Origin of the sequence: Pseudomonas sp. PDNC002 (assembly GCF_016919445.1) — a bacterium.
Lineage (GTDB): Bacteria > Pseudomonadota > Gammaproteobacteria > Pseudomonadales > Pseudomonadaceae > Pseudomonas.
Genome location: NZ_CP070356.1, coordinates 1,543,905 through 1,563,725, shown reverse-complemented (window position 1 = coordinate 1,563,725; position 19,821 = coordinate 1,543,905). Strand labels below are relative to the sequence as shown.

18 protein-coding genes are annotated in these 19,821 nt (G+C 66.3%); 13 read left to right on the top strand and 5 right to left on the bottom strand.

Features of this window, described 5'->3' with window-relative positions; translation table 11 throughout:
- Nucleotides 1-65: 65 nt before the first annotated feature.
- The 4 genes from fdhD (at nt 66) to JVX91_RS07180 (ending at nt 4,669) form a co-directional block, all read left to right on the top strand.
- Nucleotides 66-917 carry a formate dehydrogenase accessory sulfurtransferase FdhD gene (gene fdhD, locus JVX91_RS07195; RefSeq protein ID WP_205338641.1) on the top strand — a complete coding sequence of 284 codons (852 nt, stop codon included), beginning with the start codon at nt 66-68 and terminating at the stop codon, nt 915-917.
- Nucleotides 914-3,235, top strand: coding sequence for an FdhF/YdeP family oxidoreductase (locus JVX91_RS07190; protein WP_205338640.1), 2,322 nt, complete (start codon nt 914-916; stop codon nt 3,233-3,235). Before fdhD ends, JVX91_RS07190 begins: the two co-directional genes overlap by 4 nt.
- A 364-nt stretch (nt 3,236-3,599) precedes the next feature.
- Nucleotides 3,600-4,109: a hypothetical protein gene (locus JVX91_RS07185; protein WP_205338639.1), complete on the top strand. Its 510-nt coding sequence runs from the start codon at nt 3,600-3,602 to the stop codon at nt 4,107-4,109.
- A 122-nt stretch (nt 4,110-4,231) separates the two neighbouring features.
- Nucleotides 4,232-4,669, top strand: coding sequence for a glycine zipper domain-containing protein (locus JVX91_RS07180; RefSeq protein ID WP_205338638.1), 438 nt, complete (start codon nt 4,232-4,234; stop codon nt 4,667-4,669).
- Nucleotides 4,670-4,728: 59 nt separating this feature from the next.
- Here the strand turns inward: JVX91_RS07180 and JVX91_RS07175 are convergent, their stop codons facing one another.
- Nucleotides 4,729-5,268 carry a DUF2087 domain-containing protein gene (locus JVX91_RS07175; RefSeq protein ID WP_240201714.1) on the bottom strand — a complete coding sequence of 180 codons (540 nt, stop codon included), beginning with the start codon at nt 5,266-5,268 and terminating at the stop codon, nt 4,729-4,731.
- A gap of 276 nt (nt 5,269-5,544) precedes the next feature.
- Here JVX91_RS07175 and JVX91_RS07170 point away from each other — a divergent pair, with 276 nt between their 5' ends.
- Entirely contained in the window at nt 5,545-5,910 is a 366-nt protein-coding gene (locus tag JVX91_RS07170; RefSeq protein WP_205338637.1) for a hypothetical protein, read from the top strand.
- Nucleotides 5,911-5,930: 20 nt separating this feature from the next.
- On the opposite strand, the gene JVX91_RS07165 is transcribed toward JVX91_RS07170, so the two are convergent.
- Both JVX91_RS07165 and JVX91_RS07160 read right to left on the bottom strand, forming a co-directional pair.
- Nucleotides 5,931-6,365, bottom strand: a complete 435-nt coding sequence (locus JVX91_RS07165) for a thioesterase family protein (RefSeq protein ID WP_205338636.1) — start codon at nt 6,363-6,365, stop codon at nt 5,931-5,933.
- A 7-nt stretch (nt 6,366-6,372) separates the two neighbouring features.
- Nucleotides 6,373-7,530, bottom strand: coding sequence for an iron-containing alcohol dehydrogenase (locus JVX91_RS07160; protein WP_205338635.1), 1,158 nt, complete (start codon nt 7,528-7,530; stop codon nt 6,373-6,375).
- Between the two features lie 359 nt (nt 7,531-7,889).
- On the opposite strand from JVX91_RS07160, the gene JVX91_RS07155 reads away from it, so the two are divergent.
- A complete protein-coding gene (locus JVX91_RS07155) occupies nt 7,890-8,714 on the top strand; it encodes a class I SAM-dependent methyltransferase (RefSeq protein ID WP_205338634.1) in 825 nt (274 codons plus the stop codon).
- A 51-nt stretch (nt 8,715-8,765) separates the two neighbouring features.
- Here JVX91_RS07155 and JVX91_RS07150 read toward each other — a convergent pair whose 3' ends face one another.
- The gene (locus tag JVX91_RS07150; RefSeq protein ID WP_205338633.1) at nt 8,766-9,560 is read right to left on the bottom strand and encodes a thymidylate synthase; all 795 of its coding nucleotides are present in this window, start codon (nt 9,558-9,560) and stop codon (nt 8,766-8,768) included.
- A gap of 218 nt (nt 9,561-9,778) precedes the next feature.
- Here JVX91_RS07150 and JVX91_RS07145 point away from each other — a divergent pair, with 218 nt between their 5' ends.
- The 7 genes from JVX91_RS07145 to JVX91_RS07115 all read left to right on the top strand — a co-directional run bounded on the left by JVX91_RS07145 (nt 9,779) and on the right by JVX91_RS07115 (nt 16,813).
- Entirely contained in the window at nt 9,779-10,285 is a 507-nt protein-coding gene (locus JVX91_RS07145; protein ID WP_205338632.1) for a sugar dehydrogenase complex small subunit, read from the top strand.
- 2 nt (nt 10,286-10,287) lie between these two features.
- Entirely contained in the window at nt 10,288-11,877 is a 1,590-nt protein-coding gene (locus JVX91_RS07140; protein ID WP_205338631.1) for a GMC family oxidoreductase, read from the top strand.
- Nucleotides 11,874-13,154, top strand: coding sequence for a cytochrome c (locus JVX91_RS07135; protein WP_205338630.1), 1,281 nt, complete (start codon nt 11,874-11,876; stop codon nt 13,152-13,154). The genes JVX91_RS07140 and JVX91_RS07135 overlap by 4 nt, the downstream gene beginning before the upstream one ends.
- A 119-nt stretch (nt 13,155-13,273) precedes the next feature.
- A complete protein-coding gene (locus JVX91_RS07130; RefSeq protein WP_205338629.1) occupies nt 13,274-15,655 on the top strand; it encodes a tetratricopeptide repeat protein in 2,382 nt (793 codons plus the stop codon).
- Nucleotides 15,656-15,729: 74 nt separating this feature from the next.
- Complete coding sequence (locus tag JVX91_RS07125; protein WP_205338628.1) at nt 15,730-16,047, top strand: DUF2388 domain-containing protein; 318 nt, start codon at nt 15,730-15,732, stop codon at nt 16,045-16,047.
- Between the two features lie 122 nt (nt 16,048-16,169).
- On the top strand, nt 16,170-16,496 hold the full coding sequence (locus JVX91_RS07120) for a DUF2388 domain-containing protein (protein ID WP_205338627.1): 327 nt from the start codon (nt 16,170-16,172) through the stop codon (nt 16,494-16,496).
- Nucleotides 16,497-16,591: 95 nt separating this feature from the next.
- On the top strand, nt 16,592-16,813 hold the full coding sequence (locus tag JVX91_RS07115) for a hypothetical protein (protein WP_205338626.1): 222 nt from the start codon (nt 16,592-16,594) through the stop codon (nt 16,811-16,813).
- Nucleotides 16,814-16,944: 131 nt separating this feature from the next.
- On the opposite strand, the gene gcvP is transcribed toward JVX91_RS07115, so the two are convergent.
- Nucleotides 16,945-19,821 carry an aminomethyl-transferring glycine dehydrogenase gene (gcvP, locus tag JVX91_RS07110; protein WP_205338625.1) on the bottom strand — a complete coding sequence of 959 codons (2,877 nt, stop codon included), beginning with the start codon at nt 19,819-19,821 and terminating at the stop codon, nt 16,945-16,947.

Below are 19,821 nucleotides of genomic sequence, written 5' to 3'. Positions count from 1 at the left end.
CCATTAGACGCTCCCCCGACATCGGCCTAGGCTGGCTCCATTACTAGAACCACAGGGCTCAGCCCATGCCTTGCCTGATCGCCCGCCCGGCCCCCGCCGATGCTCGGGCCGCCGTCGTGCCTGCCGACGGCTACGACTACGCCGAACTCACCCCGCTGAGCGAACCCGGCCGCGCCGCGCTGGCCGACGAAGTCGCCCTGGCCATCGCCTACAACGGCCTCAGCCAGGCGGTGATGATGGTCTCGCCCAGCGACCTGGAGGACTTCGTCCACGGCTTCAGCCTCGGCGCCGGCCTCATCGAATCCATCGATGACATCTATGACGTACGCCTGAGCCCCCATGGCGATGCTATCGCCGCCGAGGTGCAGGTCAGCAGCCGCGCCTTCTGGGTCCTGAAGCAGCAGCGCCGGCAACTGGCCGGTACGACCGGCTGCGGCCTGTGCGGAGTCGAGGCGCTGGACCAGGCCCTGCCGGAGCTACCCGTCCTGCCGTCCACCCCGCTGCCGCCTGCCGCCCACCTGGCCGACCTGCGCGAACGGGTGAACACCGCCCAGCAGATCGCCCGCCGCTCCGGCGCCGTGCATGCCGCGCTATTCGTCGACAGCGACGGCGAGATTCGCCTGTGCCGCGAGGACATCGGCCGGCACAACGCGCTCGACAAACTGGTCGGCGCGCTCAAGCGGCAACGCCTGGACGTCCGCGCCGGCTTCGCCGTGGTCACCAGCCGCTGCAGCCTGGAACTTATCCACAAGGCCGTGCGCGCCGGGCTGTCCACCCTGGTCAGCCTGTCCGCGCCTACCGCACTCACCGTGCAATGGGCGCGCGCGCACAACCTGAACCTGATCCACCTGCCCCACCGCAGCGCGCCCCGGGTCTACAGCCCGGCGCCGCAAGCCGTCCGAGAGAGCCGCCCATGAGCCTGCAACAGGAAAATCCCCGCTACCAACCCTACAAGGGACCGGCCGCCGGCTGGGGGGCGCTGATGAGCGTCACGCGCTTCTGGCTGGACAGCAAGCAGCCCTTCAAGAACCTGCGCGCGCTGCTCAAGACCAACCAGAACGGCGGTTTCGACTGCCCTGGCTGCGCCTGGGGTGACTCCCCCGAAGACGGCCGGGTGAAGTTCTGCGAGAACGGCGCCAAGGCGGTGAACTGGGAAGCCACCAAGCGTCGTGTGGACGCCAGCTTCTTCGCCCGTTACAGCGTCAGCCAGTTGCGCGAGCAGAGTGACTATTGGCTCGAATACCAGGGCCGCCTGACCGAACCGATGCGCTACGACCCGGCGACCGACCGCTACCTGCCCATCGACTGGAGCGACGCCTTCGCCCTCGTCGCGCGCCACCTGAAAGCGCTGGAAAGCCCGGACCAGGCGGAGTTCTACACCTCCGGCCGGGCCAGCAACGAAGCGGCCTACCTCTACCAGCTGTTTGTCCGCGCCTTCGGCACCAACAACTTCCCCGACTGCTCGAACATGTGCCACGAGGCCAGCGGCGTGGCTCTCGGCCAGAGCGTGGGCGTGGGCAAGGGCACCGTGACCTTTGCCGATTTCGAGCATGCCGACGCCATCTTCGTGTTTGGCCAGAACCCCGGCACCAACCACCCGCGCATGCTCGAACCACTGCGCGAGGCGGTGAAGCGTGGCGCCCAGGTGGTCGCCTTCAACCCGCTCAAGGAGCGCGGCCTGGAGCGCTTCCAGCATCCGCAGCACGCGCTGGAAATGCTCACCAATGGCTCCGAGCCGCTCAACACCGCATTCTTCCGTCCCGCGCTGGGCGGCGACATGGCCGCTGTGCGCGGCATGGCCAAGTTCCTCCTGCAATGGGAACGCGAAGCCCAGGCCAAGGGCGAGCCGGCGGTGTTCGACCACGCCTTCATCGCCGAGCACACCCAGGGCGTCGACGGCTACCTGGCGCAGCTGGATGCCACCACTTGGGAACACATCGTCGAGCAATCGGGCCTGAGCCTGGCCGAAATCGAGCAGGCCGCGATCATGTACCGCCGCGCGGAGAAAGTGATCGTCTGCTGGGCCATGGGCATCACCCAGCACCACCACTCGGTGCCGACCATTCAGGAAATCGCCAGCCTGCAACTGTTGCGCGGCAACATCGGCCGCCCCGGCGCTGGCCTCTGCCCGGTGCGCGGCCATAGCAACGTGCAGGGCGACCGCACCATGGGCATCAATGATCGCCCACCGGCATCGCTGCTGGATTCGCTGGAACGCCGCTTCCAGTTCAAGGTGCCGCGCGACAACGGCCACAACACGGTGGAAGCCATCAACGCCATGCTCGAAGGCAAGGCCAAAGTCTTCATCGGCCTGGGCGGCAACTTCGCCCAGGCCACACCGGACAGCCCGCGCACTCATCGATCCTTGCGCAATTGCGCGCTGACCGTGCAGATCAGCACCAAGCTCAACCGCAGCCACCTCACCGTCGGCGGCGACGCGCTGATCCTGCCGTGCCTGGGCCGTACCGACATCGACCGCCAGGCCGATGGTCCGCAAGCCGTGACCGTGGAAGATTCCTTCAGCATGATCCATGCGTCGTTCGGCCAGCTCGAGCCCTCGTCGAAACAGATGCGCTCGGAGCCGGCCATCATCGCCGGCATCGCCAAGGCCACACTGGGCAATCACCCGGTGGACTGGGACGCGATGATCGCCAACTACGACCGCATCCGCGACCTGATCGCCGATACCATCCCCGGCTTCACCGACTTCAACCGCCGCGTGGCCCATCCGGGCGGCTTCTACCTGGGTAACGCCGCCGGTTCGCGGCGCTGGAACACCGCCAGCGGCAAGGCCAACTTCCATCACCATCCGCTGCCGGCCGACCTGGTCCACGAGAAGATCCGCAAGACCGGCAAGGAGCCGCACCTGATCCTGCAGACGCTGCGCTCCCACGACCAGTACAACACCACCATCTACGGCCTGGACGACCGCTACCGTGGCGTGCGCGGCCACCGCGAGGTGGTGTTCGCCAACGAGGCGGACATTCGCCGCCTGGGCTTCGAGCCGGGCGAAAAGGTGGACATGGTCTCGCTCTGGGCCGACGGCATAGAACGCCGCGTGCATGGCTTCACCCTGCTCGCCTATGACATCCCTGCGGGGCAGGCGGCGGCCTACTACCCGGAGACCAACCCGCTGGTGCCGCTGGAGAGCCACGGCGTGGGCAGCCATACCCCCACCTCCAAGTTCGTGGCCATCCGCTTCGAGAAGGCGCGCCCAAGCGTGCGCATCGCCTGACCTCCCCGATGGCGCTCCTCCCGGAGCGCCACTCTTACGCAGGATTTCACGCGCGCACGAAAGCGCCGTCCTGCGGAAAATCCACAGAGATCACATCACATAGGAATAGGCTGAAAGGTAAACTTGCGGAGTCCAGAGGACTTTGCGTGTGAAGCCATCATTTCAATGGCATTTTGTGAGAAAATCACACCAAAATCGGAACCCTGGAATAACACTCAGACCGCCTGAAATCGAAAAAGTTCTGACTTAAAATCAAATACTTGCATTATTTGATCAAAGTCGTGTTACTCGTCGGAAGTGCCTTGTCAGAGCCTTCGCACGAACAGAGGATCGCCACCAACATCCCCACAGAGAGATCCTCTCTATGAAGTACTCCTCGATGCTCCTGTTGTCTCTTGCGCTGGTTGGTGGAACCGCCGTCGCGGATGGCGACACCCGTGCCGGCGTCGGTGGCGCCCTGGGCGGGGTATTGGGTTCGGCTGTCGGCCAGGCGGTCGGCGGCAGCACCGGCGCCGCCATCGGTGGCGGCCTCGGCGGTGCGGCCGGCGGCGCGGTTGGCGCCCGTCATGGCAACAAGACCGAAGCCGCCATCGGCGGTGGCCTGGGCGCGGCAGGCGGCCAGGTTCTGGGCAACAAGATGGGCGGCACCACGGGCGGCCTGATCGGCGCGGCCCTGGGCGGCGGTGCCGGCGGCGCACTGGGCAACCACTGGGCCGACAGCAATCGCGACGACGATGACGACTACGACGACCGCCGCGGCTACCGTCACGCCCGCTACGACGATCGCCGTTGGCACGACAACGGTCGTCACCGCGGCTGGGACAAACACCACCACAAGCACTGGCGCGGCAAACACCACCGCCGTTGGGATTGATCTGCCGCAAATCGACCGCGATCCGTTCACGAAACCGACGACCGACAGCCGGGCCAGCGTTGCCCGGCTGTTTTGTGTGCGGGACAATTTCCTCAATCATTTCCTACATTCAGGTTCGCAACATGCGTAAGACTCTTTCTGTTCTGGCCCTTGCCCTGCTCGCCAGCCATGCCGTCGCCGACGACACCAAGACCGCCATCGGTGGCGGGATCGGCGGCGCTCTCGGTAACGTCGTGGGTGGCGCCCTGGGCGGCTCCACCGGCGCGGCCATCGGTGCCGGCGTAGGCGGGGCGGCAGGCGGCGCGATGGGCGCGAAGAACGGCAACAAGACCGAGGCGGCCATTGGTGGCGGCCTGGGCGCGGCCGGCGGTTCGGTGATCGGCAACAAGGTCGGCGGCTCCACGGGCGGCGCCATCGGCGCGGGCCTGGGTGGCGCGGCCGGCGGTGCGCTGGGCAATCACCTGGCCGACGACAACGACGATGACCATCACAGCAGCAACAAGAGTCATCACAAGGGCAAGGGCCACTACAAGAACAAACACAAGCATCACGACGACTGACAGATGCCCGTGTGAAAAAGCCCGCCAATTGGCGGGCTTTTTCGTTCAACGCTGACGAATCAGGCGCAAGTCGGCAGGCAGGACAATAAGGCGCCCAGCTCCGCCGGAGGGCGCCGTTCTACTCGCCGATACTCACCGCCATCGTCGGTACGCGCCAACCAGCCGCCGTCCACCAGGGCCCGGCGCAACAACAGGTGATCCCCCAGGCATTCCTGAGCCCGCAGGCGCTCATTGATTTCCTTCTCGCTCCAGCGCTGCCGCGCCGGTAGACGCGACCACAACACCCAGAGACAGGCCTCGCGGTGGCTGTGCTTCTTCGGCCAGCGCTGCAGGCAGCCGGCCTCATCGAAATAGCGTCGCCACTGCTCGACGCGGCGGAAATCCACCACCGCTTCGGGCTCAGCCTCACGAGTCAGGCGCGTTTCGGCCTGATGACTGGCGCGCAGCGCCTGGTAATTACGGAAGCCGACCGCGCGGGCCAGCAGGTTGAGCATCTCGACATGGCCGGGACGGTCGGACGATTCGTCCAGTTGCCGGGTCAGCGACTTCGCCAGGGCGGAGATATCGGGGGCGTGGTAGGGCAAGCGTTGCCTGGACACAGTGCAATCCTCGTTGCGTGCCAAGACCTCGCGCGGGAGGTTATCGGGGGTCGCCGTATTCCAATGCGGCACTCAAGGTGTGTGTCGGATCATCTGAAGGTGCGGGGAACCGCGCGGCAGGTTTAGCGCTCTCCATACGGAGGCGGCGACGCCTGGGTGAACTGCCGACCGGCGGCCAGCATAGGCCGGACGTACCACTCGGGCAAGCCCCCGCGTCATCCCGCCAGCCTCGTATAGGCTTGTCGGGAAGGGATCACTGGTCACAAGGAGTTATTCGTGAAAGCGCTTGCTGCCACCGGTCTGCTGTTGTCGCTTGCGGCCCTGCAGACCGCGTACGCCGGAGACTGGCAGGTCTGCCAGATGGAAGTGGAGATCATCGGGTCGCTCAAGCTCCCCGTCCGGGGCCTGGAGGGCCGCGTGGAATCGGTCAAGCCGCGGGCCGCCGGCGCGGACTGCCCGGACCGAGGCGCGTTGATCGCCTTCGAACCGGAAAGCGCCGACTGGCAGAGCCGCATCCCGCGCCAGCACTGGCCGGCGCCGGGCCAGAGAGTATGGATGCGTTACCAGTACCTCGACGGCATCTGCAAGGGCGACGGCAACAGCCGGCCGTGTCGGATCGAGCATTATCCGATGGGGTGGTAGGCAATCGCTGCAGGATCCCGTCAGACACGCACCAGCGTCTCCATTGCCTCCCGCAACGCAGGAGGAATCGATACCGGCCGGTTGCTCGCGCGGTCCACGAAGACGTGCACGAACTTGCCCGCCGCGCAGGCCAGGTCCTCGCCCTCGCGGAAGATCGCCAGCTCGTACTGCACCGAACTGTTGCCCAGCTTGCCGACGCGCAGGCCAACCTCGATGCGCTCGGGGAAGGCGACCGGCGCGAAGTAGTCGCAGCTGGAGCTGACCACGAAGCCCACCACCTCGCCGTCATGGATATCCAGGCCACCCCGTTCGATCAGATAGGTGTTCACCGCCGTGTCGAAGAAGCCGTAGTAGGTCACGTTGTTCACGTGGCCGTAGATGTCGTTGTCGTGCCAGCGGGTGGTGATCGGCTGGAAATGCACGTAGTCGGCGCGGCTGGGGTGTTGTTCGCTCATTGGGCTCTCAGTAGGCGGCTCGGTAGATCGCCAGCGCATCGGCTTCGCTGACGTCGCGGGGATTATTCACCAGCAGGCGCTGCTGCAACATGGCGTCGGCCGCCAGGCGCGGCAGGCTCTGCTCCGGCACGCCGGCATCCCGCAGGCGCGAAGGCAGGCCACTGCGTGGGCTGAGGTCGGCCAGCTCGGTGATGAACTGCTCGGTGCGGTCCGCGCCTGCACGCAGGCGCTCGCCCAGCAGCAGCGGCGCGAGCTCGGCGTAGAGCGCGCCGGCGCTGGGCGCATTGAAGCGGATCACCTCCGGCAGTACCAGCGCATTGCTCAAGCCGTGGGGAATATGGAAGTGCCCCCCAAGCGGGTAGGCCAGCGCATGCACGGCGGCCACCGGGGCGTTGGCGAAGGCCTGGCCGGCGAGGCAGGCGCCCAGCAGCATGGCCTGGCGCGCCTCGCGGTTGCGGCCGTTGTGGACCGACTCGTCGAGATTGAGCGCCAACAGACGCAGGGCCTCGCGGGCCAGCAGGTCGGACAGCGGATTCTTCTTCAGCTTGCTGGTGTACGCCTCGATGGCGTGGACCATGGCGTCGATGCCGGTGGCAGCGGTGACCGCCGGCGGCAGGCCGAGGGTCAGGTCGGCGTCGAGCACGGCGAGGTCCGGCAGCAGGTAGGGGCTGACCACACCCATCTTGGTGGTCTCGCCGGTGGTGACGATGGCGATCGGAGTCACTTCCGAGCCGGTGCCCGCGGTGGTCGGCACCTGAATCAGCGGCAGGCGCGGACCGCGGGCGTTGCCGACGCCGAAGACATCGCCCAGGCCCTGGGTCGTCTGCGGGTGCGCCAGCAGCGCCACCAGCTTGGCGACATCCATCGAGCTGCCACCACCGAAGCCGATCACCAACTGCGCGTCCATCATCCGCGCCAGCTCGATGGCAGGGAGCACCACGCTCTCAGGCGGATCGGCCAGCACCTGATCGAAGACCTCCACCGCCACACCAGCCGTGGCGAAGCCGGGCAGCACGCCGTCGAGCATGTTCAGGCGGGTGATGCCAGGGTCGGTAACGATGAGCACGCGCCGGGCGCCACGCTCGCGGCAGAGTTCACCCAGGCGGGCGGCGGAGCCACTCTCGCAGAGAATCTGCGCGGTGGTGGCGAAGCTGAAAGGCTGCATGACGGTCCCCGGTCTTGTCGTTGTAGGGCGGAAAATCCGTGCTCACGCGCGCCATCGGATGACGTCGAACGTGTCATCAGCAGAATAACAAAGCCCAAAGCCTCCCGATCAAAATAGAACGCAGTATCACCAGGCGGAATAACCACTGCATTTCTCGCCAGAGCCTGAAATACGCGCGCGACTGCTCCGAAACATTCGTCCTCTGGCGTTCACCTGGTTCCCAAAGGCCTACCGGAACCGTCCTAGTCGATCAGTTCGTCTCACCAATACCACGCCTGCAGGGTCAGTATCGGTCCGCTTCAACCCCCATCAATGCAACGGCCACCGTTCATTCCGTTTAAGGATCAGGTAAAGAACCCATGCAAAATCGAGTCGTGATCGAGGACTACTCCGCCTATACCCCCAAACGTCGCGAATCTCTGGCAACCTCGGAAATTCGCCGCGTGCTGGATAGTCACTTCGACGCCGAAGCAGCCCGGATAAGAACGACGTTCCGCGACTTTCTTGAACTGAAGCCGTATCTGCTGAAGATTCCCTGCCGCCCTCAGGCAGAGCAGCCTGAAGAGCCCGCCTGGATCAATGGCTGGCTGCCTGGCGCGGACTCCCTGGCACTGTACGGCTTTGCCGCCCGGAACAACCCTCGCCATTTCATGGAGGTTGGCTCAGGCAACTCGACCAAATTCGTGCGACGCGCCATCAGGGATCACGGTCTGCAAACCCGTATCACCTCGATCGACCCCTACCCCCGAGCCGAGATCGACGCGCTTTGCGACCAAGTCATGCGCACGCCTCTGGAAGACCTGGATCTGCAACTCTTCGATGCGCTCGGCGAAAACGACATGCTGTTCATCGACAACAGCCATCGTTCGTTCCAGAACTCGGACGTCACGGTGTTCTTCACCGAGATCCTGCCCCGGCTGAAGCCCGGTGTACTGGTCGGTATCCACGACATCTTTCTGCCGTTCGACTATCCCAACGAATGGGCGGACCGCTTCTATAACGAGCAATACCTGCTGTGCTGCTACTTGCTGGGAGGCATGCGCAAGCTGCACATCGAATTGCCGCTGGTTCACCTGTACTACTGCACAGACAGCATGGATGTCCTGAACGAACTCTGGTGCGATGAGCGCCTCAATGGGGTCGAACCCACCGGCGTGGCATTCTGGTTACGCACCACGAAATAGAGCGCATCGGCCAGCGCACTCGAATCCGGGCACCGGCACTTTGGAGAGCGGTCAAACAGCGACCGGCGCCTTGATGTGCGGGTGCGCTTCGTAGCCGACCAGCTCGAAGTCCTCGAAGCGGAAGTCGAACAGGTCCTTCACCTCGGGGTTGATCTTCATGGTCGGCAGCGGCAGCGGCTGGCGGGTCAGCTGCAGGTCGGTCTGCTCCAGGTGGTTGGCATACAGGTGGCAATCGCCACCGGTCCAGATGAATTCACCCGGCTCGAAGCCCGCGATCTGCGCGACCATCAGGGTCAGCAGCGCGTAGCTGGCGATGTTGAAGGGCACGCCGAGGAAGATGTCCGCCGAACGCTGGTACAGCTGGCAGCTGAGCTTGCCGTCGGCCACATAGAACTGGAACAGCGCGTGGCACGGCGGCAGGGCCATCTCGTCGATCAGCGCGGGATTCCACGCGGAGACAATCAGCCGGCGCGAGTCCGGGTTCTTCTTCAGCATGTCCATCAGGTTGGCGATCTGGTCGATGTGGCGGCCATCCGGCGCCGGCCAGGAGCGCCACTGGTAGCCGTAGACCGGGCCCAGGTCGCCGTTCTCGTCGGCCCATTCGTCCCAGATCGAGACGCCGTTTTCCTTCAGGTAGGCGATATTGGTCGAACCTTTGAGGAACCACAGCAGCTCATGGACGATCGATTTGAGGTGGCACTTCTTGGTGGTCACCAGCGGGAAGCCTTCGGCGAGGTCGAAACGCATCTGGTGGCCGAACACGCTGTAGGTGCCGGTGCCGGTGCGATCGCTCTTGAAGGTGCCGTGTTCGCGCACGTGGCGCATGAGGTCGAGGTACTGTTTCATCGCTGCGGTTTCACCCAAAAGCCGGTCCTGAGGCTCTGCGTCGCGGCTCTCGTATGGCCGCCGGCAGAGCGATCAACCCGGCAGAATCTGAACAAGCGGCAATACTAAGGGGCTCGGCCCGCTATCGCCAGCGCCGCCGACCAAGCGAGATGCATCACCCGGAACAAACGGCGTCAGACCGTACTCCGCAACCGTTTGCCTGTGAAAGAGAGGTTGTCATGTCCGAGGCTCCCCTGCCCGCGTTTCCCCTTTCCCGCCGTCGCCTGCTGGCGGTGGCCTGCGCCAGTGCAGCGGCTGGCGGCTTGCTCCTCGGCCCCGTCGCGCGCACCTGGGCCGCCCTGACGCCGCAGGCGGCGACGGAGCTGGACGGATTCATGACCCTGTCCCAGCGCCTGACCGGACGCAGCAATCTCGACCCGCGCATCGGCGAGCGCCTGTTCGGCGCACTCGCCCAGCGCGACACGGCGATCCGGCAGAGCCTCGGCGAACTGCTCGATCGCCTGGGCGACGCCCCGGAAACCTGGAACGAGCGCCAGCAGTGGCTGGCCCGGCAGATTCTCGGCGGCTGGTACCTGGGGCAGATCGGCGATGACAGCAGCGCCACGGTGGTCACCTATGAGCAGGCGCTGATGTTCCGCGCGGTGGACGACGTGCTGGTGATCCGCAGCTATTGCCCGAACAAGCCCGGCTTCTGGGCGGCGCAACCGACCGAGCGGGGGGCTTGAGCATGGCCGATACGCAACGCGCGGATTTCGTGGTGGTCGGCTCCGGGGTGGCCGGCGCGCTGGTCGCGCACCAGTTGGCCCTGGCCGGCAAGGACGTGCTGATCCTCGAGGCCGGCCCGCGCATGGGCCGCTGGGAAATCGTCGAGCGCTTCCGCAACCAGGCGGACAAGTCCGACAACCAGGCGCCCTACCCATCCAGCCCGTACGCGCCACACCCGCAGTTCAAGCCGGACAATCACTATCTGATCCAGAAGGGCGAGCATCCGTACGACGTGCAGTACATTCGCGCCGTGGGCGGCACCACCTGGCACTGGGCGGCGTCGGCCTGGCGCTTCCTGCCCAATGATTTCAAGCTGCTCAGCCTCTATGGCGTGGGCCGCGACTGGCCCATCGAGTACTCGGAGCTGGAGCCCTGGTACCAGCGCGCCGAAGAGGAGCTGGGTGTCTGGGGACCAGGTGACGAAGAGCTCGATTCGCCGCGCAGCCAGCCCTACCCGATGCCGCCGCTACCCCTGTCGTGGAACGAGCAACGCATCAAGACCCTGCTCAACGCCAACGGCTACCGCGTGGTCACCGAACCGGTGGCGCGCAACAGTCGCTCTTACGATGGCCGACCGACCTGCTGCGGCAACAACAACTGCATGCCCATCTGCCCCATCGGCGCGATGTACAACGGCATCGTCCACGTCGAGAAGGCCGAGGCCGCCGGCGCGCGGCTGATCGAGAACGCCGTGGTGTTCAAGCTGGAAAAGGGCGACGGCGGCAAGATAGCCGCGGCGCTGTACAAGGACCCGCAGGGCAACGAGGTGCGCGTCGAGGGCGACACCTTCATCCTCGCCGCCAATGGCATCGAGACGCCCAAGCTGATGCTGATGTCCGAGGTGGGCAACAGCTCCGACATGGTCGGCCGCAACCTCATGGACCACCCCGGCACCGCCGTGCAGTTCTATGCCGATGAGAAGCTCTGGCCGGGCCGCGGGCCGCAGGAGATGACCTCCATGGTGGGCTTCCGCGACGGCGCGTTCCGCAGCGAGTACGCCTCGAAGAAGATCCATCTGTCCAATCTCTCGCGCACCGACCAGGTCGCCGCCGAACTGATCCGCCACGGACCGCTGCTGCTGGGCCGCGACCTGGAAGCGAAGATCCGCGACCGCGCCGCGCGTTTCGTGCGCTTCGACAGTTTCCACGAGATCCTCCCGCACCCGGAGAACCGCATCGTGCCCAGTGCCACCGAGCGCGACGCGGCGGGCATTCCCAAGCCCGAATTCACCTATGCGATGGACGACTACGTGCGCAAGAGCGCGGTGCACACCCGCGAGGTCTACACCCACGCGGCCAAGCTATTGGGCGGCGAGGAGGTGAAGTACGACGACAGTTTCGCCAACAACAACCACATCACCGGCACCGTACTGATGGGCGCCGACCCGAAGGATTCGGTGGTGGACAGCCAGTGCCGGACCCACGATCACCCCAACCTGTTCATCGCCAGCAGCGGCGTGATGCCCACCGTTGGCTCGGTGAACTGCACCCTGACCATCGCCGCGCTGGCCCTGCGTCTGGCCGAGCATCTGAAGCGGGAGGCCACGGCATGAAACGTCTCCTGCTGCTCGCCCTGATCGCCACGCCGCTACTGGCGAATGCCGCCAAGGCGCTCGACCCGGCCCCGGCGGACCTCCTGCAACGCGGTGAATACCTCGCCCGCGCCGGCGACTGCGCCGCCTGCCACACCGAACCGGGCGGCAAGCCCTTCGCTGGCGGGCTACCACTGGCCACGCCGCTGGGCGCGGTGTACTCCACCAACATCACCCCCGACCCGAAAACCGGCATCGGCAGCTACAGCTACGACGACTTCGCCCGCGCCCTGCGCGACGGCGTGGCCAAGGGCGGCACCCGGCTCTACCCGGCGATGCCCTACACCGCCTACGCGAAGATCGACGACGAGGACATGAAGGCGCTCTACGCGTGGTTCCTCAACGGCGGTGTGCAAGCCGTGGCGCAGCCCAATCAGGACACGGACATCGCCTGGCCGCTGGACATGCGCTGGCCGCTGGCAGTCTGGAACCTGCTGTTCCACGACGACAAGGTTTACCAGAGCAATCCCAAGCAGAGTCCGGCCTGGAACCGTGGCGCCTACCTGGTCCAGGGCCTGGCCCACTGCGGCACCTGCCACACGCCGCGCGGCATGGCCTTCCAGGAGAAGGCCATGGACGAACGCAGTACCGGCTTCCTCGCAGGCGCCGCGCTGGGCGGCTGGTACGCCTTCAACATCACCCCTGATACCCACAGCGGCATCGGCGGCTGGAGCGACGCCGAGATCGTCCAGTACCTCAAGACCGGCCGCGTGCCGGGCAGGGCGCAGGCCGCCGGGCCCATGGCCGAGGCGGTGGAGCACAGCTTCCAGTACATGAGCGATGCCGACCTACAGGCCATCGCCAGCTACCTGCGCAGCGTGCCGGCGGTCAGCGACGGGGAGCGCAAGGCGCGCTTCGCCTGGGGCGAGCCGGCGGACGACGTCATCGCCCTGCGCGGCCAGGACTTCGCCGCACAAAAGCACGATGACGGCGCGCGGCTGTACCTGGGCAACTGCGCCAGTTGCCATTCCTGGACCGGCGAGGGCGTGAAGGACGGCTACTACCCGATGCTGCTGAAGAACAGTGCGGTGGGCGCCCTGCAGCCCGACAACCTGGTGCAGGTGGTGCTCGGTGGCGTACACCGCAAGGTCGGCGACGAGGAGGTATTCATGCCGGGCTTCGCCGGGACGCTGAACGACGAGCAGATCGCCACCCTGGTGAACTACCTCACCGGGCAGTTCGGCAACCCCGACGTGAAGGTCGACAGCGCACGGGTGGCCGAGATTCGCCAGCCTTAGGTCGGCCTGCCTGCCGAAGGGAAAACGCTGAAAACCGGCCTGGTCCGCGTTGACAGGTCGGCGTCCCTGGTCGAAGCTGCGCCGACTCGTGGAGCTGTCAGAAGAACAATGGAAGTCGCATGACCAAGCTGAAAAAGCCTGCTCCGCAACCTGCGCCCGTACCCGCAAAACCCTATCGCGGCTGGTGGCTGGCAGCCTTTGCCGGCATTCTCCTGCTCACCACCATCGGCCTCTGGTGGTGGGTGCAATCCAGCGGCCCGACGCTGCCCAGCACGATCACCACGACGTCGCCGAAGACCCCAGCCGTTCCCAAAACACCGCCACCACCACCCGCCGCGACGATGGTCGACGAACAGGCATGCCAGGGCTGCCACCAGGCGCCGTTCAAGGACTGGCAGGGCTCGCACCACCAGCAGGCGATGAAGCCCGCCACCGAAGGCAACGTGCTGGGCGATTTCGCCGACGTCACCTTCAAGGGCGAGATCGAGACCACCCGTTTCTTCCGCAAGGATGGCGAATACTGGGTCAACACACCCGGCGCCGATGGCAAGCCAGCGGACTTCAAGGTCGCCTACACCTTCGGCTTCGAGCCATTGCAACAGTATCTGCTGGAGTATCCGGGCGGGCGCCTGCAGGCACTCGGCGTGGCCTGGGATAGCCGCAAACACCGCTGGTTCCAGCTCATGCCCGGCCAGCGCATCGACCACAAGGACGAACTGCACTGGACAGGTCCGGCGCAGAACGCCAACTTCATGTGCGTCGAGTGCCACACCACCGGTTTCAAGCGCAACTACAACGCGAAGACCGACAGTTTCGCCAGCCACTGGAACAGCCTCGGCGTCGGCTGCCAAGCCTGCCACGGGCCGGCGTCGAAGCACCTGGAATGGGCGCAGAAACCCGATAGCAGCGCCGACAAGGGCTTCGAGGTGCCGCTGCAGAAGGCCAGCCAGACCACCATCGTCGAGACCTGCGCACGCTGCCACGCGCGCCGCGCGCCGCTGGCCGACGGCTTCCAGAACAAGCACCGGTTCATGGATGACTACCTGCCCAGCACACTGACCCGCGAGCTGTACGAGATCGACGGCAAGATCAAGGACGAAGTCTTCGAGTGGGGCTCCTTCACCCAGAGCAAGATGTTCGCCAAGGGCGTGCAATGCACCGACTGCCACAACCCGCACAGCGGCGAGCTCAAGGCGCCAGGTAACGGGGTCTGCCTGCAATGCCACAACACCGCCGGCAAACCAGTACGCCCGGAAATCGACGGCAAGGGACTGCAGGCCAAGAACTACGATTCCCCCGAACACCATCACCACCAGCCCGGCAGCGCCGGCGCGCAGTGCACCTCGTGCCACATGCCGGGGCGCTACTACATGGTCAACGATTACCGCCACGACCACGGTTTCAGCCTGCCAAACCCGGCCCACGCCCGCCGCATCGGCGCGCCCGACGCCTGCCAGGCCTGCCACCGCGACATGCCGGCCAAGGAGCTGGGGGCGCAGTTCCGCCAGTGGTTCGCCAGTGAGTTGCCGGCCAAGCCGAATGCCTCCAGCAATCCGCCGCCGCGCTATGACGAAACCCTGTGGAAAGCGCGCAATGGACAGCCCGGCGCCTCACGCGGACTGCACCTGCTGCTGGCCACGCCGGACCTGCCGGCGATCCGCCGCGCCACGCTGCTCGCCGAGCTGCCCAGCTACCCCAGCCCGCGCTCGGTGGAACTGGTCGCCATGGGTCTGAAGGATGCCGACCCACTGGTGCGCCACAGCGCTATCGAAGCCTTGCCGACACTGACCGCGCCGCCGCGCCAACTGATGCTGCTGGCGCCACTGCTGAACGACCCGATCCGCGCCGTGCGGATCGCCGCCGCCTGGCAGTTGCTCCAGCTGCCGCCGCCGGTGCGCGCCGGTATCGATGCCGACCTGCGCAAAGGGCTCGCCGAGTACGAACAGGTCCAGCACGATCTCGCCGAACGTGCCGAGGCCAATCTCAACCTCGCCATGCTCTACCAGCTCACCAACCGCGCCGAACAGGTCGAGCCCGCCCTGCGCGCGGCGATCCAGCGCAACCCGGACTTCCTGCCGGCGAAAGTCACCCTGATCCAGTGGCTCGACGCCACCGGCCGCGAGGCCGAAGCCCGGCAACTCCTCGACGAGAGCCTGCGCCTGCACCCCGGCTCCGGCCTGCTGCACCACATCCGCGGTCTCGCCCTGGTGCGCCAGGGCGACCGTCCGCAGGCGCTCAAGGAACTGCGCGAGGCGACACGCCTGGCTCCCGACGACGATCAGTTCCGCTACGTGCTGGCCATCGCCTTGCACGACACCGGTGACATCGACGGCGCCTGCCGCGAGCTCGAGCAACTGCTGCAAAAGCACCCGGCGAACCGCGCCGCGCGCCTGGCCCTGATCGACTACCTGCGCGAGACCGGGCAGATGCAGAAGGTGCAGCAGTTCACCGCGGAGTTGGAGCAGCAGAACCCGGACGATCCGACGCTCAAGCGTGAGTGACATTTCCGACGACAGGCAGGAACTGAGGAATCTTCCGAGGCTCTGATCGGCGCGCAGTCATTCAAGGAGACATCATGCGTCGTCGTTTCGCCCCCGCTGTCATTGCCCTCACCCTGCTCCCGCTCGCCTCGGCCATGGCCGAAGACCGCAGTTTCTGGCGCGGAGTCCTGACCTCCGGCGCCACCACCGCCTCGACCTACCTGACCAGCCGTGACGACCACAAGCTGGTCGGCCCGGCCCAGGACGATGCCGCCAGCTTCATCGCGTCCGACGGCGCCATCCGTGGCCCCTACCTGGAAGCCGCCCTGCTGAAGATGCGCAGCGCCGATCCGACCCTGGCCCAGGCCAGCGACGCGGAACTGGCCGGCGCCATCCTCGCCGCCCAGCGCTGATCCGCCAGTGCGCGCGGGCCATGGTTCGCGCGCGCCCTCCCCCGCGCTTCGCAGAGAAAGTTGGAACTCTCCGCCGTCACGACGCCTCTCACCTGTACACGGACCTTCCGGAGGTGTACCCGATGCGTACCGCGAAACTGGCCACTGCCCTCGCCCTGATCGCCCTGCCCGTCGCCTCGGCCATGGCCGACGGTGACTTCTGGCGCGACGTGATTTCGTCCGGCGCTACCACCGCGTCGACCTACCTGACCTTCAAGCACGACAAACTGATCGTCGCCGCCCAGGACGACGCCAGCGCCTTCGTCGCCAGTGACGGGGCGATACGCGGCCCGTACCTGGAAGCCGCCCTCACTCGCCTGCGCAGCGACGACGCCGCACTGCAGGACCGCAGCGACATGGAATTGGCCAACGCCATCCTGACCCGTCGCGATGACGCACCCGCCCAGTGATACCCACCGACGCGGCCCATGGCGCTCGCCGCGGGCCGCACCGGGCAGCCGCAGCTGTGTTCTACTGACACTCCGCCTACGACAAGGAGTGTCTTATGAACGATCCCATCCAGCCGCTGAAGATCACCCTGATCCTGCTGATCGTCAGTGAAGGTTTCTGGCTGCTCAGCCGCCTGCTCAGCGTGATCGGCCTGGAGATCTACTCGCTGCTGCCCTCGGCTATCTACAACCTGATCGGCATGCTCAGCAACGTGCTGATGATTCTGCTGTTCGTGTTCCTGATCCGCCTGATCGGCCGGTTGCAGCTCAAGCCCTGAGGTCCTCTGCCGAGTCCGGCCGATCGCGGACGGAGTCCGCTCCTACAGCTTCGTTCGGTCCTACAAAAAGCCCCTGTAGCCCGCCCATGAAAAAGCCGCCCGAAGGCGGCTTTTTCAGTTCAGCGCAGCGCTCACTCGCGGTAGTCGTCCACCGGCACGCAGGCGCAGAACAGGTTGCGGTCGCCGTAGACGTTATCCACGCGGTTCACCGCCGGCCAGTACTTGAAGGCGCGGGTGTGCTCGGTCGGGGTCACCGCCTCGGCGATCTGGTAGGGGCGATCCCACAGCCCGGTAACGTCGGCCAGGGTGTGCGGCGCGCGCTTGAGGGGGTTGTCCTCGGCCGGCCACTCGCCGGTCTCGACCTTGGCGATCTCCGCGCGGATCGACAGCATCGCCTCGATGAAGCGATCCAGCTCGTGCTTGGATTCGCTCTCGGTGGGCTCCACCATCAGCGTGCCGGGCACCGGGAAGGACATGGTCGGCGCGTGGAAGCCGTAGTCCATCAGGCGCTTGGCCACGTCTTCTTCGCTGATCCCGGTCTGCGCCTTGAGCGGGCGCAGGTCGAGGATGCATTCGTGGGCGACGCGCTCGTTGCGCCCACGGTAGAGCACCGGGAACGCGCCATCGAGCTGCTGGGCCAGGTAGTTGGCGTTGAGGATCGCCACTTCGGTGGCGTCGGCCAGCTGCGGCCCCATCATGGCGATATACATCCAGCTGATCGGCAGGATGCTGGCGCTGCCCCAAGGCGCGGCACTCACCGCGCCATTCAGCGGGTTCGGGCCTTCGATGCGGATCACCGGGTGGTTGGCGACGAAGGGCGCGAGGTGCTTCTTCACGCCGATCGGGCCCATGCCGGGGCCGCCACCGCCGTGGGGAATGCAGAAGGTCTTGTGCAGGTTCATGTGCGAGACGTCGGCGCCGATGTCCGCCGGACGCGCCAGGCCGACCTGGGCGTTGAGGTTGGCGCCATCCATGTAGACCTGGCCGCCGTGGCTGTGGATAACCTCGCAGATCTCGCGGATGCCTTCCTCGTACACACCGTGGGTGGACGGGTAGGTGATCATCAGGCAGGACAGCTGCTCGCCGGCTTCGGCCGCCTTGCGCTTCAGGTCCTCCATGTCCACGTTGCCGCCCTTGTCGCACTCGACGATGACCACGCGCATGCTCGCCATGATCGCCGAGGCCGGGTTGGTGCCGTGGGCCGAGGACGGGATCAGGCAGATATTGCGGTGCGCATCGCCACGGCTCTCGTGGTACTTGCGGATCGCCAGCAGGCCGGCGTATTCGCCCTGGGCGCCGGAGTTGGGCTGCATGCAGATGGCGTCGAAGCCGGTGATCGCGCAGAGCCAGCTTTCCAGCTCCTCGATCATCAGGCGATAGCCCTCGGCCTGCTCACGCGGCACGAAGGGGTGCAGGGTGGCGAATTCCGGCCAGGTGATCGGGATCATCTCGCTGGTGGCGTTGAGCTTCATGGTGCAGGAGCCCAGCGGGATCATCGCCTGGTTCAGCGCCAGGTCCTTGCCCTCGAGCTGGCGCAGGTAGCGCAGCATCTCGGTTTCGCTGTGGTGGCGGTTGAACACCGGATGAGTCAGGTAGCCGCTGCTGCGTTGCAGGGCGGCGGGGATGCCGTCGTCGACCTTGCCGGCGTCGAGCTGGGCAACGTCCAGGCCGTGGCCGGCGCCCAGCAGGATATCGAACAGGCTGGCGAGGGTTTCGGCGCTGGTGGTTTCGTCCAGGCTCACGCCCAGGCGGTCTTCACCGACGATGCGCAGGTTGACGCGGGCGGCGCGGGCACGCTCGACGATGGCCTGCTGCTGCGCGCCGACGTCGAAGGTCAGGGTGTCGAAGAAGTGCTGGTTGACCAGCTTCACGCCCTTGGCGGTGAGGCCGGCGGCCAGCACGGAAGTCAGGCGGTGCACGCGCTGGGCGATGCGCTTGAGGCCCTGCGGGCCGTGGTACACGGCGTACAGGCTGGCGATGTTGGCCAGCAGCACCTGCGAGGTGCAGACGTTGGAGTTGGCCTTCTCGCGGCGGATGTGCTGCTCGCGGGTCTGCAGCGCCATGCGCAGCGCGGTGTTGCCACGGGCATCCTTGGACACGCCGATGATCCGGCCCGGCATGGCGCGCTTGTAGTCGTCGCGGCAGGCGAAGAAGGCGGCGTGCGGGCCGCCATAGCCCATCGGCACGCCAAAGCGCTGGGCGCTGCCCAGGACCACGTCGGCGCCCAGCTCGCCCGGCGGGGTGAGCAGCAGCAGCGCGAGCAGGTCGCTGGCGACGCAGGCGATGGCCTGCTGGGCGTGCAGTGCGTCGATCACCGCGCGCAGGTCGCGGATTTCGCCACGGGTGTCGGGGTATTGCAGCAGCGCGCCGAACACCTGGTGCTGGCCGAGGTTCTCCACCTCGTCGACCACCACGTCGAAGCCGAAGGCTTCGGCGCGGGTCTGCACCACGGAGATGGTCTGCGGATGGCAATGCACGTCGACGAAGAACAGGTTGCTCTTGGCCTTGGCCACGCGTTTCGCCAGGGCCATGGCCTCGGCGGCGGCGGTGGCTTCGTCCAGCAGCGAGGCGCTGGCCAGATCCAGGCCGGTGAGGTCGATGGTCATCTGCTGGAAGTTCAGCAGCGATTCCAGACGGCCCTGGGCGATCTCCGGCTGGTACGGCGTGTAGGCGGTGTACCAGCCCGGGTTCTCCAGCACGTTACGGAGGATGACGGTCGGGGTCAGGGTGCCGTAGTAGCCGGTGCCGATCAGGCTGGTCCACAGCTCGTTCTTCAGCGCATAGCCCTTCAGCTTGGCCAGTGCGCCCTGCTCGTCGAGGGCGGTCGGCAGGTCCAGCGGACGGTTCAGGCGGATCGCCGGCGGCACCGTCTGCACGATCAGGTCGTCGCGGTTGCTCAACCCGAGGGTGTCGAGCATGGCTTGCTGCTCGGCGGCGTCGGGGCCCAGGTGGCGGGCGAGGAAGGCATCAGGCTGGTGCAGCTGGGAAAGCGAAGGGGTGTTCGACAT

Excerpts from the sequence above, each read along its gene's own strand:
- fdhD (WP_205338641.1), top strand. The coding sequence starts at position 66 with ATGCCTTGCCTGATCGCCCGCCCGGCCCCCGCCGATGCTCGGGCCGCC.
- JVX91_RS07145 (WP_205338632.1), top strand. The coding sequence starts at position 9,779 with ATGTCCGAGGCTCCCCTGCCCGCGTTTCCCCTTTCCCGCCGTCGCCTG.
- JVX91_RS07190 (WP_205338640.1), top strand. The coding sequence starts at position 914 with ATGAGCCTGCAACAGGAAAATCCCCGCTACCAACCCTACAAGGGACCG.
- JVX91_RS07120 (WP_205338627.1), top strand. The coding sequence starts at position 16,170 with ATGCGTACCGCGAAACTGGCCACTGCCCTCGCCCTGATCGCCCTGCCC.
- JVX91_RS07140 (WP_205338631.1), top strand. The coding sequence starts at position 10,288 with ATGGCCGATACGCAACGCGCGGATTTCGTGGTGGTCGGCTCCGGGGTG.
- JVX91_RS07125 (WP_205338628.1), top strand. The coding sequence starts at position 15,730 with ATGCGTCGTCGTTTCGCCCCCGCTGTCATTGCCCTCACCCTGCTCCCG.
- JVX91_RS07130 (WP_205338629.1), top strand. The coding sequence starts at position 13,274 with ATGACCAAGCTGAAAAAGCCTGCTCCGCAACCTGCGCCCGTACCCGCA.
- JVX91_RS07150 (WP_205338633.1), bottom strand. The coding sequence starts at position 9,560 with ATGAAACAGTACCTCGACCTCATGCGCCACGTGCGCGAACACGGCACC.
- JVX91_RS07165 (WP_205338636.1), bottom strand. The coding sequence starts at position 6,365 with ATGAGCGAACAACACCCCAGCCGCGCCGACTACGTGCATTTCCAGCCG.
- JVX91_RS07115 (WP_205338626.1), top strand. The coding sequence starts at position 16,592 with ATGAACGATCCCATCCAGCCGCTGAAGATCACCCTGATCCTGCTGATC.
- JVX91_RS07185 (WP_205338639.1), top strand. The coding sequence starts at position 3,600 with ATGAAGTACTCCTCGATGCTCCTGTTGTCTCTTGCGCTGGTTGGTGGA.
- JVX91_RS07180 (WP_205338638.1), top strand. The coding sequence starts at position 4,232 with ATGCGTAAGACTCTTTCTGTTCTGGCCCTTGCCCTGCTCGCCAGCCAT.
- JVX91_RS07135 (WP_205338630.1), top strand. The coding sequence starts at position 11,874 with ATGAAACGTCTCCTGCTGCTCGCCCTGATCGCCACGCCGCTACTGGCG.
- JVX91_RS07160 (WP_205338635.1), bottom strand. The coding sequence starts at position 7,530 with ATGCAGCCTTTCAGCTTCGCCACCACCGCGCAGATTCTCTGCGAGAGT.
- gcvP (WP_205338625.1), bottom strand. The coding sequence starts at position 19,821 with ATGTCGAACACCCCTTCGCTTTCCCAGCTGCACCAGCCTGATGCCTTC.
- JVX91_RS07155 (WP_205338634.1), top strand. The coding sequence starts at position 7,890 with ATGCAAAATCGAGTCGTGATCGAGGACTACTCCGCCTATACCCCCAAA.